Raw genomic sequence first — 14,593 nt, forward strand, 5'->3', positions numbered from 1 at the left:
CCCGGAAAACACCGGTTTCCGGGGCTAGGGGAGGCGGGGTTAAAGGCCGCCGAAGGGGCCGCGCAACGGGTCAAACGGCGCGATGGTCTCGTCCACCTCGCCGGTCTCGATCTGCTTGGCCAGCATCTTGCCGGACAGCGGGCCGAGGATGATGCCCCACATGCCGTGGCCGCCGTTGGTGTACACGTTCGGTACCTTGGTCGCGCCCACCAGCGGCAGGCCGTCCGGGGTCACCGGGCGGGAGCCGACCCACTCGTCTTGGCGGTCCTCCCAATCGATGCCACGGAAGAACGGCTTGGTGGTGTGGATCATGGACGCGATTCGGCCAGGCTGGAACGGCTCGTCCGGGCCACGGAACTCCATCGTGCCGGCGATGCGGAAGCGGCCCTGGTACGGGGTGCAGGCGATCTTCGGGTCCGGAAGGTACACCAGGCAAGTTGCCGGCTCTGCGGTCTCCACGGAGAAGGAGTAGCCGCGGCCCGCCTGAATCAGCGTGGTCACGCCGAGGTCCTTGGCCAGTTTCGGCAGCCACGCGCCGGTGGCCAACACGACGTTGTCAGCGTGCAGCCACTCGCCGGTGGCCAGCTTCACGGCCGGCTTGCGGGTGGAGCTGACCTCCACGACCTCCACGCCGGTGGTGACCTTGCCGCCGCGCTCCACGATGGAGTTCGCGATTGCCTGGCAGTACGGGCCCGGCTCGATGAAGCGCTGGCCGCCCATGCGGTACGTCGCACCCACCTTGTCGGTGAGCATCGGGGCGTCCGTGCGGGCGTCGTCAAGCGTGATCTGCTCGAACGGGATCTCCTGGCCGTGGCGCTGGGCGCCCTCGACCTCCTTGAGGAAGCCGCTGGCCTTCTTCTCGTTTTCGAAACCGATGATGAACGGGCCTTCGTGGGTGGTCGCCTTCACGCCGCCGGCCTCGAGCTCGTCGAAGGCCGCGAGCGCGCCGAGATCGGCCTTGGTCAGGCCCGCCATCGTCTTGTCCCAGGCGCGGCCGGTGGCGTGCGCCATGAAGTTGGCGCAGAAACGCCACAGCTTCGGGTCGATGCGCACCGGCACATCGAGCGCGGCGTGCTTATCAAACAGTGCGGTCGGACCGTACGCCCACAGGCTCGAGTTCGACAGGGGAATGGTCTTGCCCGGCGCCAGCCAGCCGGCGTTGCCCCAAGACGAACCGGCGGCGACGTCGATGCGCTCGAGCACCTCCACCTCATGGCCGTACTCCTGAAGATGCCACGCGGTGGAAAGGCCGGTCATGCCGGCGCCCACGACGATCGTGCGGGTCATTTATGGTCCTCCTCACAAATAAAATCGATTGTGTTGAGGGCAATGTACCGCAGCGCATCCGTCGCCGCCCCGCATTTCGCCTATCGACGTCCCTTCGGTTACCCCCCTTTGACCACCAAGGCGGAAAGCCGCACTTCACCGGCCTCATCGGAGGCATCCAGATCGACAGTGCCGTGTAACTGGAAGGCGTTGTCGCCCTCCGGGTCCTTGATGATCTGCGAGACCTCCCAGAACCGGCCCGTGGTGTCCGCAAGGCGGAAAAACTCCGGCCCGCGCGCGTCGGGGCCCAAGTCCACATCGGCGTACTCGTCGAAGTAGTCGTCCATCGCCGCCGGCCAGTCCACACGCGCATCCGGTTCCAGGTAGTCCAGCATCTCCGCTAGCTGGTCCTCCTTCTCGTAGGCGAACAGCTCCACTAGGCGGAAGAAGTAGTTGCGCACCATGATGGTGAAGGCACGGCGGTTCGCAGTAAGCGCCGTGGGGTCCTCCACGCCGAAGGCGAGCTCGCGGTCGATGGTGTCCTGGCTCACCGGCTGGTCGTCTCCAGTCATGTGCGCCCACTCGTCGATGAGCGAGGAATCCACCTGCCTGATCAACTCGCCGAGCCAGACGACGATGTCCTCCAGCTCCTCGTTCATGTACGCGTCCGGGATGGAGTAGGACAGGGTGCGCCACGCGTCGGTGAGGTAGCGCAGCACCACGCCCTCGGAGCGGGCCAGCCCGTAGGTGGCAATGAGGTCCGAGAACGTCATCGCGTGTTCGATCATGTCGCGCACCACGGACTTCGGCGACAGTTCGAATTCTTTGGCCCAGGGGTTGCCCTGGGTAAACGTGTCGAAGGCCTCGTCCAGCTCGTCGGCGAGCGGTTTGGGGTAGGTCACGTCCTCGATGATCGCCATGCGCTCGGTGTAGTCCACGCCCTCGGCTTTCAGCGCCGCGATCTCCTCGCCGCGGGCGGCGGTTTGCTGGGCCTGCAGCAGCTGGCGCGGGTCGTCCAAAATCGCCTCGAACGCGGAAATCACGTCCAGCGTGTAGGTCTCCGACTCCGGGTCCAGCAACGTGAGAAACGCCAGCGCGAAAGGGGACAGCGGCTGGTTCAGCGCGAAATCGCGGTCCAGCTCCTGGGTCAGGGTGTATGGCCGGTACGCGGGAGAATCCGGCGTGCGCTCGACGACCCCGGCGTTGATCAGCCCGCGGAACAGGTTGACCGCCTGGATGATGTCGCGGTTCTGTTTCGCCCGCGGGTCGTGGTTCGTGCGCAGCAGATGGCGCATGTGCTCGTAACCGTCGCCTGGGCGGGCGACGACATTGAGCAGCATCGAGTTAGACACCTTGAACTGGCTGGTCAGCTCCTCCGGCTCGGCCACCTTAAGACGCTCGAAGGTGTTCTCGGACCAGCTGACCTCGCCGTCGCGTGCCGCCTTTTTGCGGATCTTCTTCAGCTTCTTCGGGTCGTCGCCTGCCTTGCGACGCAGCTTCACGTTCTCGATCTCGTGCTCCGGGGCCTCGACCACGACTGTGCCCTCGGTGTCGTAGCCCGCACGTCCGGCACGCCCGGCGATCTGGTGGAACTCGCGGGACTTCAAGATGCGCTGGCGGGTGCCGTCGAACTTGGCCAGGCCGGTGATCAGCACCGTGCGGATCGGCACGTTAATGCCTACGCCCAGGGTGTCGGTGCCGCAGATGACTTTTAGCAGTCCGGTCTGGGAGAGCCGCTCCACCAGACGGCGGTACTTCGGCAGCATGCCCGCGTGGTGCACACCGATGCCGCGGCGCACCAGTTTGGACAGGGTTTTGCCGAAGGTCGTCGTAAAGCGGAAGTCCCCGATCTCGTCCGCGATGCGCTGCTTCTCCTCAGGCGTGATGATGTTCATGCTCGTCAGCGCCTGCGCCCGCTCCGTGGCCTCGCGCTGGGAAAAGTGCACCACGTAAATTGGCGCCTTGTTGTCTTCGAGCAGCCCCTCGATGGTCTCGTGCACCGGGGAGAACACGTAGTGGAAGTCCAAAGGCACCGGGCGCTCCGCGCCGCCGACGTACGTGGTCTTGCGGCCCGTGCGCTCAGTGAGGTCCTTCTCCAGCCAGGCGGTGTCGCCCAACGTGGCGGACATGAGAAGGAACTGCGCCTTCGGCAGCTCCAGCAGCGGTACTTGCCACGCCCAGCCGCGCTCCGGCTCCGAGTAGTAGTGGAACTCGTCCATCACCACCTGGTCGATCCGGGCGTCCTTGCCTTCGCGCAGCGCGATGTTGGCCACGATCTCGGCGGTGGCAGCGATGATCGGAGCGTTCGAGTTCACGGACGCGTCACCCGTCATCATGCCGACGTTCTCCGCGCCGAAAATCTCGCACAGCGCGAAAAACTTCTCGCTCACCAGCGCCTTAATCGGTGCGGTGTAAAACGTGCGCTGGCCGCGCGCCATCGCGATGAAGTGCGCGGCGTTGGCTACCATCGACTTCCCCGAGCCGGTCGGGGTGGCCAAGATGACGTTGTCGCCCGCAAGCAGCGCGAGCGACGCCTCCTCCTGCGCCGGATACAGCGAGATGCCGCGGGATGTCGTCCACGAATTGAACGAGTCCCACACGGCGTCCTCGAACAGCGATTCGGGGGCCTGCGCAATGTCTTCAAGCAAATCGGTCAGCATCACAGCATTCACCGTAGCCGACCGGCCGACACGCTAACGGGGGTCGTCGCCGTAGCCGTCCCCGTCGGAATCCCCTTGGTCGTCGTCAAGCGAACGCTCGGGAGCCGAAGGATCGATGAAGAAATGGTCGCGCAGGCGCTGATCCGTCTCCTCGCTGTGGGGGAGGCTGCGCTGCTCGTTGCGGTCCCGGTCCTCGATGGCGGTGAGGTAGTTCTCAAACGCCTCGCTGATCTCCTCGCCGCTAGGCATCTGTGCCTCGCCCGGCATCATCGCCTGCGGGTGGCGGTCGCGGTACTCCTGCATCTCCCGGTCGTAGTGCTCCTCCAGGGCCTGCACCACATTCGTGATCTCGTCCGAGTTATGCGTCTGCTCCGCCAGCTGCTGCGACACCCGGCGCATATCCGCCTCCAGGGAACGCAGCGGGAACTGCAGCTTGGTGGAATCCTCCACGGACTGCAGCAGCTGGAACGTCGCGTGAGGGTACGGCGAAGCCGCTACGTAGTGCGGCACGTGCGCGGTGTAGCCGGCGACCGGGCGGCCGCGCTTGTGCAGTTCCCGCTCGATAAAGACCGAAGCGGAACCAGGCACGCTGACCATGCCGTCGAATGTGAACATGGAGCCGACCAACTCGCGGTCGTTGCCGTGGGCGGAAACCACCAGCGGGCGGGTGTGCGGAGCACCCATCGGAGCCGCATAAAGGCAGATGGTCTTGCTTACGCCAAACCGGTCCGCGAGATCCGCCACCGCACTACTAAAAGCCTCCCAGTGCAGGTCCGGCTCCGGGCCGGAGAGGAGAAGGAAGGACTGGCCCTTCTCGTCGCGAACGACGCGCATATCTAGTTGCAGGTCCGCAACATCGGTGATTTCGGCGTGCGACAACGTCACCGTCGGCCGGCGGGAGCGGTAATCGATCAGCTCGTCGTTGCTAAACGTCGCCACTGTGCGCGACTCCAGCGCGGCCTTCAAGTGGTCGGCCGCGGACTCAATGGCGTGGCCCGCATCGGCGTAGCCGTGCATCGCGACAATAAGGGCAGGGCCGTTGTTTGCCTCCCCGCTCACCTGCGGCGCGGGGTACTCAAGTTCGTACATACGACGTTCCTGCGTCATGGTCTTCGGCCTCCTGAAATTGCTCGCCTTCCCGGCTTTCGTGCTCCACCCACACAACGGTTGGCGTCGCGGAGTATTCCATTGTGCCCGACCCGCAACCGGAAGTTGGCACCCACGGCCTTAAGGGTTGCGTACGAAGAGGTGTGAAGAAAACTTCGCTCCCGCATGGAACCGGTGCGCCCCTTCGAGCGTCTAACAGTTATGGATATTCAGCCACAACCGCACGAAACAAACCATCCGACCAGCCCGATCTCGCCGTACCCGAGCGCGCAGTTGCTCCGCTCGCCGGCACAACTCATCGCCTCCATCCCGGCCGCGCTCGGCTACTTCCCAAACGAGGCAGTGGTGCTCATCAACGCGTACAGCCCACCGGGAGCTTCACCGACCTTGGAAATCGGGGCCTACCTCGACGCCGACGTGGGAAGCACCGAGAGTATTCAACGCGCACTGCAACGCATCCCTCTCGCCCGACATGTGGCCACCTTTGCCGTAATTGTCACTCGGGTGCCGGAGTCCCAAATGGTTGCGGTGGCTGCGGAAGGGTTGCGAATGGCGGCGGACGCATTCGGCGAGATCGTCGAAGCCTGCTGGATCGTCTCCGAAATCGCCGACGGCACGCACTACCAGTTGGTGTTCGGACCCGACCCGGACACCGCCAGTGCAGTCTGGGAATGGAGCGCGGGCTACGAACAAGGCACGGTGACCTCGGTGGCAGCGGCAGAACCGATGCGCCCGTTGATCGACCACGGAGTGCTGCCGGAGCTGCACAAGGGCGAAGTGTTCTCCCACTTTGCCCCGGTCTTCGAGCCTGATGTGGAGACAGGGGAGGCTCTCGCGCCCGCCGCGTACACGCGCGGCGCTGAATTGTTCCAACTGGTGAAGATGGCTCCGAAAGCCGCGCGGGTCCAGATCAAAAGAGCATGTAGCGTCTACGCCGCCGCACCGAACGCGGGGCTGATCGACATCGACGGCAGCCTCATTATCGACGACGTGTTTACCAGCCAGGACGACGTCGAGCTGTTCGCCGCCATGCTGTCTGGAAGTAGATTGCGCGACTTCCTCATTCTCGACGCGCTGGAACGCCCGCGGGCGGCCGGAGCGGTGCTGTTGACCATCGCGCGCAATTTCCGCGGGGAAATCAGGGCGAACGCGCTGTGCCTGTGGGCCATGATCGCCTTGTCGCAGGGACTCATCGGTTGGGCCAGCGCGGCGCTGGAGTGTGCAGAGGGGAGCTGCCGGGGCACAACTTGACCGCGTTGTTGGGCGGCGTGTTGGACATCGGGCAGGGCCATTCACTACTCGAGCTGTGTCGCCAGGGGTGCCTAGACACCTGGAGCGAGCTCGAGGGGTAATGCGCGTCTAGCGTGCGGAATGCGACCGGTCCCCGAGCTGGCGGGTGAACTCCCAGGCGTCTTCGACGATGGTGCGCAGCTGCGTCCGCGTCGGGTTCCATCCGAGGGCGTCGCGGATCTTCTCCGAGGACGCGATCAGCGTCGCCGGGTCGCCTGCACGGCGCGGCGCCACCTCCGCCGGGATTGGGTGGCCGGTGACCTCGCGGCAAACCTCGACCACCTCGCGAACGGAGTACCCGTCGCCGGAGCCCAAGTTGTAGATCTGGTGCGTGCCGGGGGAGTTGGCTTCAAGCGCGAGCACGTGCGCGTCTGCGAGGTCCCGGATATGGATGTAATCGCGCACGCACGTGCCATCCTTCGTGGGCCAGTCGTCGCCGTACATCATGATCTTGTCGCGGTAGCCCATTGCCACCTGCAGCACGATGGGGATCAGGTGCGTCTCCGTGATGTGGTTTTCGCCGATGCCGTTGTACGCGCCGGCGACGTTGAAGTAGCGCAGGCTGGTTGCGCCAAGGCCGTAGGCGTTGCAGTAAGAGGTGATGGCGTCATCGATGGCCAACTTCGTCGCGCCGTACGGGTTGGTCGGCCGGGTGGGAGCGTCCTCCGTAATCGGCACCACGTCAGGTTCTCCGTAGGTGGCGGCAGTGGAGGAAAAGACCAGCGAATTCGCACCGTGGCGGCGCATCGCATCGAGCAGAGCCAGCGAAACGTCGAGGTTGCCGTGCCAGTACTTGGCGGGGTCCTCCATGGACTCGCCGACAAGGGACCTCGCCGCAAAATGCAGCACGCCGTCCACCGGTGCGGCGCCGTCTGCGGCGAGCACATCGTCGATGACGTCGCGGATCTCACCTTCGACAAACGTGGCGCCTTCCGGAACGGCGTAACGGTTGCCGGTGGACAGATCGTCCACGACGATCACTTCGTGTCCCGCTTCGAGCAGGGTGGCAGCGCATACGCTGCCCACGTAGCCGGCGCCGCCGGTGACAACAAGCTTCATGGCAGTCCTTTCCGTGCTGGCTAGTCTTCGCGCTCCACGCGAAGGGCATGCGAGACATCCGCGGTGAGAACGAAAGTCTCACCCTTATCTGTGGACACCTCCAGTGCGCCGTCTTCCAGCGGCTGCAGTTCCACCGTCTGGCCCACCAATTGGCCGGCGGCCCTTGGCAGTGCGCCGTCCTGCAGGATCTCGCTGATCTGCACCACCTTTGCGCGCACAGGTTCCTTGAGCCGGAGGTCGCTGGCGCGGGTGCCCGCTTGGTCGGCGGTGCTGGCGGCTGCGCCGAGCTCGTCGAGTGCGGGGATTGGGTTGCCGAAGGGGGAGCGGTCCGCGTTGTCCAGCACCGCGACGACGCGGCGCTCCACATCTTCGCTCATGACGTGCTCCCACCGGCACGCCTCCTCGTGGACCTGGGCGAGGTCCAGCTTCAGCACGTCCGTAAGCAGGCGCTCTGCAAGACGGTGCTTGCGCATCACGGCGGTGGCGCGCCGGCGCCCCTCATCGGTCAGCGACAGGGAGCGGTCGTGCTCGACCACGATCAGTCCGTCGCGCTCCATGCGAGCCACCGTCTGCGAGACGGTGGGGCCGGATTGCTCGAGGCGTTCCGCGATTCGCGCGCGCAGCGGCGTAATGCCTTCCTCTTCCAGTTCGTAGACGGTGCGCAGATACATCTCTGTGGTGTCAACGAGGTCACGCACTGTGATGCTCCCTTCCAATCGCGGTGCTGGCTCGGGGTCCAAAAACCATGTGGCAACACTGTAGCCCAGCACCCGCGGCGGTACCGGTGAACCTCATGCGGGGCGCTGGGCTGTAAACGTGTGCTGACTGCGGCAGCTTAGAGCGCGTAATCGCGCAGGCGGTCGGCACGCTCGCCGGCGCGCAGCTTCGCCATCACTTCGCGTTCGATCTGGCGGACGCGCTCGCGCGACAGGCCGAACTGGCGGCCGATCTGGTCCAGGGTGCGCGGCACGCCGTCGGTCAAGCCGTAGCGCATGCGGATGACGTCCTGCTCGCGCTGCTCGAGGCCGTTAATGATGTCCTCGATATCGTCGTGGCGCAGGGTGGTCACCACCGCGTCCTCGGCATCGGTGGCCTCGGCGTCTTCGATGAAGTCGCCCAGCGGCGCCTCCTCGTCGGCACCGACCGGCATGTCCAAGCTCACCGGGTCACGCGACTGGCGCAGCAGCATCTCAATCTTGGATTCCTCGATGCCGGATTCCTCCGCCAGCTCCTCGTTCGTGGGCTCGCGGCCCAGGGACTGGTACATCTCACGGCGGATGCGGGACAGCTTGTTCACCTGCTCCACCAGATGGACTGGGAGGCGGATCGTGCGGGACTGGTCCGCCATGCCTCGCGTGATCGCCTGGCGGATCCACCACGTGGCGTAGGTGGAGAATTTGAAGCCCTTGGAGTAGTCGAACTTCTCCATCGCGCGGATCAGGCCCAGGTTGCCTTCCTGGATCAGGTCCAGAAGCGGCATGCCGCGGCCGGTGTAGCGCTTCGCCAGCGACACCACGAGGCGCAGGTTGGCTTCCAGCAGGTGGGCGCGCGCCTTGCGGCCTTCCTTCGCCAGAATCTTCAGGTCGCGCTTCTTCGCGCGGGTGAGCTTCACCTCCGGATCGTCCAAAAGGCGCTGCGCGTACAAGCCGACCTCGATCTGCTGGGCGAGTTCGACCTCCTCCTCAGCGTTGAGGAGGGCAGTCTTGCCGATGCCGTTGAGGTAGACGCGAACAAGGTCCGCAGAAGGGTTGTCGTTTGTCTGGTTCCTCCGGCTACCGCGGTCGACGGTCTCTTCGGATTCCTTGGTTCCCTGTGCAGCGTGATCCGGTTGGGTCATGTGGCAACGCCTCCTCGGACTAGGTGGAAAAGCTGGGTGGGACAGCTGGGCAGTCTAGATGGGCAACGTTCAGCTGTCGCCCAGTGTTCCCGCCCGCGGGAAATATATTCAGGTCACGCTTCGACGATCACGGTGAAGGGACCGTCGTTGACGCTTTCGACCTGCATATGCGCACCAAATCGGCCTTCCTCGACGTGGATGCCGCGCGAGCGCAGTGCCTCGGCAATATTGCCGATCACCGGTTCCGCGACGTCGCCAGGTGCAGCGTCGCTCCAGGACGGGCGCCGTCCTTTCGCCGTGCGGCCCATCAACGTGAACTGGCTGACCAGCAGCACCGGAGCGTCAGCATCCTCCACCGACCGTTCGCCGTCGAGAATGCGCAGTTCCGCGATCTTGCGCGCAACCGTCTCCCACGCATCGTCCGCGTCCTCGCGGCCCGCGCCGACGAGAGCGAGGATCCCGCCGGTGTCGGGACAGTCGATCGCACCGACGGTCTCGCCGTCCACGGTCACGGACGCGCTTGTCACACGCGTGAGTACTGCTTTCATTGCTGCTCCGTTCTGTTTAAAGGTGAGTCAATTGCGCAATTTCAGCGGGAAGGATCAGCCCGTGGCGCACAAGGTCAACCACAGCGCCCGCCGCATCCGCTTCAAGTTTGTCGACGTCCTCCGGTTGCCCCAGCCCGCGCGATGCCGCGTACAGGCTGACAACGTCCCGTAACGGCAGTCCGTTCGGGTGCAGTCCCGAGATCAGCGAGAGGATGCCAGCGTCGATGGTGTGGGAAAACCGCGGCCCGTCGGTGCGGGTGATGCGCAGTGTTTCATCGGCGAACCCCATCCCGAGCTCGGTGTCGGCGAGCTTGATGTCTTCCAGCGCTACCGTCGGCCGGACCACATAGTTCGCGTCGAGGACGTCGTCGCGGTCCTTGCCGCGCAGCCAGGCGGTGCGGGTGAAGTACTCTTCCGCTTCCGGGCCGAGCGGGTCTGTGAACGGCTGGGACAGTTCCTCGCAGGTGATCTCGCTGGGAGCGTCGCCGATGTCTTCCAGGAGGATCCAGCCGAAGCCCACTGCGTGGACGTCGTTGTCGGCAAAGTGGTCCAGCCACTGCACGGTGCGCGCGACGCCCTCGTCAGAGCGCGGATCGATGGATTCGTCGCGCAGCCACGTGGAGACGTACATGCCGGGATCGACCACATCGCGCTGCAGCACCCAGGCGCTCACGCCGTGGGACGGCAGCCAGGACGCGACCCTGGCCTGCCAGGACTGGTCGAGCACATGCACCCACGAACCAAGGATGAACGCGCGGCCGCCCTCGGCGAGGTGCTCCGGCGCCTGGCCGAGCACCAGCTCAGTTGCGCCGTCGAGGTCCAAACCAGAATCGCGGTAGACATGCCCCACCTCCGGTAGCCCCACCACAAACGGCGGGTTGGCCACGATGCGGTCGAATCTCTCGCCTTGCACCGGCTCGAACCATGCGCCCTCGCGCAACTCCACGTTGTCCACCCCGTTCGCCCGCATGGTCGCCTCGGCGAACTGCAGCGCGCGGGCGTGGACGTCCGTGGCCACCACGCGCGTGGCGGCGTCCGCCTGCGCGAGCGCCTGGATGCCGGAGCCGGTGCCCAAATCCAGCACCGAATCCACCGGAGTGCACGGTGTCGCGGACAGCAGCGACAGCGACGCCGAGCCGACGCCGAGGACGTGGTCGCGGCCCGGGACGTGGTCCGTCATGGACGCGTCGAGGTCGGAGAGCACCAGCCTCGGCTTGCCGGCCACCACGTGGGGGCGCACGTCAACGGCGATGCGGTACGTGGACGAGTCGGCGACGGGCAGGACCAGGTGGTCGTCGATAAGCGAAAGCGCAAGTTTCGGGGTGAGCATGTCGCTCAACGCCTCCGCTGTGGCGGGGCGGCGCAGCAGGAAGAACCGGATCAGGCGCGACAAGCGCGCGTCGTCGGAACACGCCGCCAGAACGACACCCGGCTCACGGCGGTAGAGCGCCTCGGTCGCCTCCGGGCCGAGGTGGGCCGCGACGCCGTCGGCGCTGAAACCCGCCGCGTCGAGTTCTGCGGCAAGCGCCTGGGCAACTGCGGGAAGGTGAGGGGAGAGATCATCTGGGGCAGTCACGCAAAAACTCCTGCGGTGCGAGGGGGCTATTCGTCGTGGTCGATGATAGCGGGGGAGCTAGACCGGTCCTTCTCCGCCGAATCCAGCGCCGTGCGTTGCTGCTGCGCCAGCATCTGCTGCTCCTGGCGCGCCACCGCCGGCTTGTACACATTCTTCTGACGGGTATCCCGGACCTCGCCCTGCGCGTTGCCGCGCACGACGGCGATCCACGGCAGCGGGACAGACACCACGAACAAAATGCCGGCGAGCACCCACCAGTTCGCCCACGCCGCGGCCACCGCCGCGACGATGAACGGCAGGCGCAACCCCTGCAAGACGGCGTACTGCTTCTCGCGCGACTGCCTGTTTTGCTCCGGGGTGTAGGAAGCGTCCGTGATCAGCGCGCGGGATCTCCTGCCCCGGCGTGAGTGGCGGGAGGCGCGCCCGGTGGATGTGTGGTCGTTGGCGCTCATGAACTCTGAGGTTAGCCCTCCGGCTTAACCTCTCGCCCAAATTGGGGCATGATGGTTGCCGTGAATACGACGACGAAGACGCTCGAGCGCCCGGACCTCAGGGAAGACACCTCGTCGACCACGGACGACGGCACCCCCAAGTTCTTCCACTACGTGAAGAAGGACCAGATCGTCGATTCCGCCATCTCCGGAAAAATGGTGGTGGCGCTGTGCGGCGAGACCTTCCCGGTGAAAAAGCAGGCCAAGCCCGGGTCCCCGGTTTGCCCTGACTGCGAGCGGATCTACAAGGGGCTGCGCCGCAAGTGACCGCCGCGACTTCTGGGCCCCAGCTGCGCAAATGGCAGCAGGAGGCCCTTGATTCGTTTCTCCGCGACAAGCCGCGCGACTTCATGGCCGTGGCAACCCCTGGCGCGGGCAAAACCACCTTCGCGCTCACCCTGGCCTCTCGCCTGAAAGAGGACAAGACTGTCCAGCGTATCATCGTGGTGGTGCCCACGGAGCACCTGAAGCACCAGTGGTCCGACGCGGCGAAGCGCTTCGGGCTGTCGTTGGACCCGAACTTCACCAACTCGTCCGCGGTCAACGCCTCCTACGACGGCATCGTGGTCACCTACGCGCAGGTGGGCATGCACCCCTTCAAGCACCACGCTGTGGCTTCTGCCCGCCGCACGCTGGTGATCTTGGACGAGATCCACCACGCCGGCGATTCCAAGAGTTGGGGCGACGGCGTCTACGAGGCGTACAACGATGTGGAGCACCGACTTGCGCTGACCGGCACACCGTTTCGTTCCGACGACTCGCAGATCCCGTTCGTGCGCTACGTCGAAGACGGCGAAGGGCACTTGGTCTCGGAGGCCGATTACACCTACGGCTACTCGCATGCGCTTGCCGACGGCGTGGTGCGCCCCGTGGTCTTCCTCGCGTACTCGGGTGAGGCGCAATGGAAGGACTCGGCGGGCGAGGAGTATTCCGCCCGCCTTGGCGAGCCGCTCAACGCCGAGCAAACCACCCGCGCCTGGCGCACCGCGTTGGACCCGAAGGGCGACTGGATCGCGGCTGTGCTCTCCGCGGCGCACACCAGGTTGATGAAGATCCGCGCCAACATGCCGGACGCCGGCGGGTTGGTCATTGCCACGAACAAGACCACCGCCCGCGCCTACGCGAAGATCCTGGGGACATTGTCCAACACCCCGGTCACTGTGGTGCTGTCCGACGAGCCGGGAGCGTCGGAGCGTATCGACGAGTTCTCCGCCTCCCGCGACGAGTGGATGGTGGCGGTGCGCATGGTCTCCGAGGGCGTGGACGTGCCGCGCCTGTCAGTTGGCGTCTACGCCACCTCAGCGTCCACTCCGCTGTTCTTCGCGCAGGCGATCGGCCGTTTTGTGCGCTCGCGCATGCCGGGCGAGTCCGCCTCGGTCTTCCTGCCCTCCGTGCCGGTGCTGCTGCGACTGGCGGAGGAGATGGAGGTCTCGCGCGACCACGTCCTGGGCAAACCTCACCGAGAATCCGGCTGGTCCGACGAGCTGCTGGATCAAGCAAACCGCACGCAGACCGAGCCGGACGACATGCCGTCCTACGAATCCATCGGCGCGTCCGCCGAGCTGGACTCGCTGATTTTCGACGGCTCGACTTACGGCACGCCCACCCAAGCAGGCTCCGCCGAAGAGCAGGACTTCCTCGGCCTGCCCGGCCTGCTCGACGCCGACCAGGTGCGAACGTTGTTGGCCAAGCGGCAAAGCGACCAACTGGATGCCCGCGACGCCGAGGAGCGGGCGCGCAGGGCAGAGGAGCGCAAGGCCCGCGAGCGTGCGGAGGTGCTTGGCGAGCCGGTGAAGAAGCCCGTCCCGGCAGAGGAAGCGGCAGCTGCCTCTAACGCCACAACCGCCGCGGACGAAATCCCCGCGCTGCGCAAGGAGCTCAACGCCCGTGTGGCCATCGCCGCCGGGAAGACCGGCCGGCCCCACGGCGCGATCCACACGGAGGTGCGCAAAGCCTGCGGCGGGCCGCCCACCGCGCTGTGCAACGCCGAGCAGCTGCGCGAGCGCATCGCCTTCCTGCGAGACTGGTAGCCCCACCGGTAGGGTGGCGTGCACCGCAATGAAACGAAAGGAATTGTGATGAGCACCCCTTACAACGGCCAGAACCCGAACGGTCAAAATCCGAACGGCCAGAACCCGTACGGTGAAAACCCCTACGGTGGCGGCCAGTACGGCACCAACCCTGCTGGCGGCCACCCGGAGGGCGTTTCCAACTATGGCGACTACACCGCCCCCGAGCAGCTGCAGCCGGACTACACCCGCGGCGAGCCTGGCCACGCCGGTTACGGCATGGCCGGCAGCAACTACAACCAGCCGCCGACGTCGTACGGCTACGAGGCAGCACCGCCCCAGCAGAACAACGGTGTCGCCCTCGCAGCGATGATCCTGGGCATCCTGTCCTTGCTGGGCCTGCTCTTCCTTTTCCCGGGCCTCATCCTCGGCGTGATTGCGCTGATCCTGGGCATCGTCGGCGTGAAGAAGGCCAACTCCATCATCGGCCCGGGCTCCCGCAAGGGCATGGCGATCTCCGGCATCGTCATGGGTGCCATCGCCACCATCCTGTCCGCGCTGATGCTCATCTTCGGCATCTCTGTGGCGAAGCAGCTGCTGGACGACGGAGTCATGGAGGCGTGCGAGCAGTTCCAGGGCGATAACGAGCAGTACCAGTCCTGCATCGAGGACGAGATTGAAAAGAGCCTGAACAACTAAGCACTTTGCTTTTCGACGGCTAACGCCCCGACCACGAGCGGTCGGGGCGTT

13 protein-coding genes are annotated in these 14,593 nt (G+C 65.6%); 4 read left to right on the plus strand and 9 right to left on the minus strand.

Annotated features, from left to right (window positions below; genetic code table 11):
• Window positions 1–39: 39 nt before the first annotated feature.
• The 3 genes from ACF3NP_RS03175 to ACF3NP_RS03185 all read right to left on the minus strand — a co-directional run bounded on the left by ACF3NP_RS03175 (window position 40) and on the right by ACF3NP_RS03185 (window position 5,015).
• The gene (locus tag ACF3NP_RS03175; RefSeq protein WP_392398966.1) at window positions 40–1,287 is read right to left on the minus strand and encodes an NAD(P)/FAD-dependent oxidoreductase; all 1,248 of its coding nucleotides are present in this window, start codon (window positions 1,285–1,287) and stop codon (window positions 40–42) included.
• Window positions 1,288–1,385: 98 nt separating this feature from the next.
• On the minus strand, window positions 1,386–3,926 hold the full coding sequence (locus ACF3NP_RS03180; protein WP_181889597.1) for a DEAD/DEAH box helicase: 2,541 nt from the start codon (window positions 3,924–3,926) through the stop codon (window positions 1,386–1,388).
• 33 nt (window positions 3,927–3,959) lie between these two features.
• Window positions 3,960–5,015 (minus strand): PAC2 family protein, encoded by a 1,056-nt coding sequence (locus ACF3NP_RS03185; protein WP_392398967.1) that lies wholly within the window; start codon window positions 5,013–5,015, stop codon window positions 3,960–3,962.
• A 183-nt stretch (window positions 5,016–5,198) separates the two neighbouring features.
• Between ACF3NP_RS03185 and ACF3NP_RS03190 the strand changes: the two genes are divergently transcribed.
• Window positions 5,199–6,284 (plus strand): DUF4192 domain-containing protein, encoded by a 1,086-nt coding sequence (locus ACF3NP_RS03190; RefSeq protein ID WP_392398968.1) that lies wholly within the window; start codon window positions 5,199–5,201, stop codon window positions 6,282–6,284.
• 108 nt (window positions 6,285–6,392) lie between these two features.
• On the opposite strand, the gene galE is transcribed toward ACF3NP_RS03190, so the two are convergent.
• The 6 genes from galE to ACF3NP_RS03220 all read right to left on the minus strand — a co-directional run bounded on the left by galE (window position 6,393) and on the right by ACF3NP_RS03220 (window position 11,795).
• On the minus strand, window positions 6,393–7,382 hold the full coding sequence (galE, locus tag ACF3NP_RS03195) for a UDP-glucose 4-epimerase GalE (protein WP_181888565.1): 990 nt from the start codon (window positions 7,380–7,382) through the stop codon (window positions 6,393–6,395).
• 20 nt (window positions 7,383–7,402) lie between these two features.
• Entirely contained in the window at window positions 7,403–8,080 is a 678-nt protein-coding gene (locus ACF3NP_RS03200) for an iron dependent repressor, metal binding and dimerization domain protein (protein WP_181888564.1), read from the minus strand.
• A gap of 137 nt (window positions 8,081–8,217) precedes the next feature.
• Complete coding sequence (locus ACF3NP_RS03205; RefSeq protein ID WP_181888563.1) at window positions 8,218–9,219, minus strand: sigma-70 family RNA polymerase sigma factor; 1,002 nt, start codon at window positions 9,217–9,219, stop codon at window positions 8,218–8,220.
• A 113-nt stretch (window positions 9,220–9,332) separates the two neighbouring features.
• Entirely contained in the window at window positions 9,333–9,767 is a 435-nt protein-coding gene (dtd, locus tag ACF3NP_RS03210; protein ID WP_181888562.1) for a D-aminoacyl-tRNA deacylase, read from the minus strand.
• Between the two features lie 16 nt (window positions 9,768–9,783).
• Window positions 9,784–11,343, minus strand: coding sequence for a DUF7782 domain-containing protein (locus ACF3NP_RS03215; RefSeq protein ID WP_181888561.1), 1,560 nt, complete (start codon window positions 11,341–11,343; stop codon window positions 9,784–9,786).
• Between the two features lie 26 nt (window positions 11,344–11,369).
• Complete coding sequence (locus tag ACF3NP_RS03220; protein ID WP_181888560.1) at window positions 11,370–11,795, minus strand: DUF3099 domain-containing protein; 426 nt, start codon at window positions 11,793–11,795, stop codon at window positions 11,370–11,372.
• A 51-nt stretch (window positions 11,796–11,846) separates the two neighbouring features.
• Here ACF3NP_RS03220 and ACF3NP_RS03225 point away from each other — a divergent pair, with 51 nt between their 5' ends.
• Genes ACF3NP_RS03225 through ACF3NP_RS03235 form a run of 3 tightly spaced genes read left to right on the plus strand, consistent with a single transcriptional unit; the run spans window position 11,847 to window position 14,542 of the window.
• A complete protein-coding gene (locus ACF3NP_RS03225) occupies window positions 11,847–12,101 on the plus strand; it encodes a DUF3039 domain-containing protein (RefSeq protein WP_063936916.1) in 255 nt (84 codons plus the stop codon).
• Window positions 12,098–13,864 (plus strand): DEAD/DEAH box helicase family protein, encoded by a 1,767-nt coding sequence (locus ACF3NP_RS03230; RefSeq protein WP_181888559.1) that lies wholly within the window; start codon window positions 12,098–12,100, stop codon window positions 13,862–13,864. Before ACF3NP_RS03225 ends, ACF3NP_RS03230 begins: the two co-directional genes overlap by 4 nt.
• Before the next feature lie 48 nt (window positions 13,865–13,912).
• Window positions 13,913–14,542, plus strand: a complete 630-nt coding sequence (locus ACF3NP_RS03235; protein WP_181888558.1) for a DUF4190 domain-containing protein — start codon at window positions 13,913–13,915, stop codon at window positions 14,540–14,542.
• Window positions 14,543–14,593: the final 51 nt, after the last annotated feature.

The organism is Corynebacterium lehmanniae (assembly GCF_043161975.1).
In the GTDB taxonomy this organism is placed as follows: domain Bacteria; phylum Actinomycetota; class Actinomycetes; order Mycobacteriales; family Mycobacteriaceae; genus Corynebacterium; species Corynebacterium lehmanniae.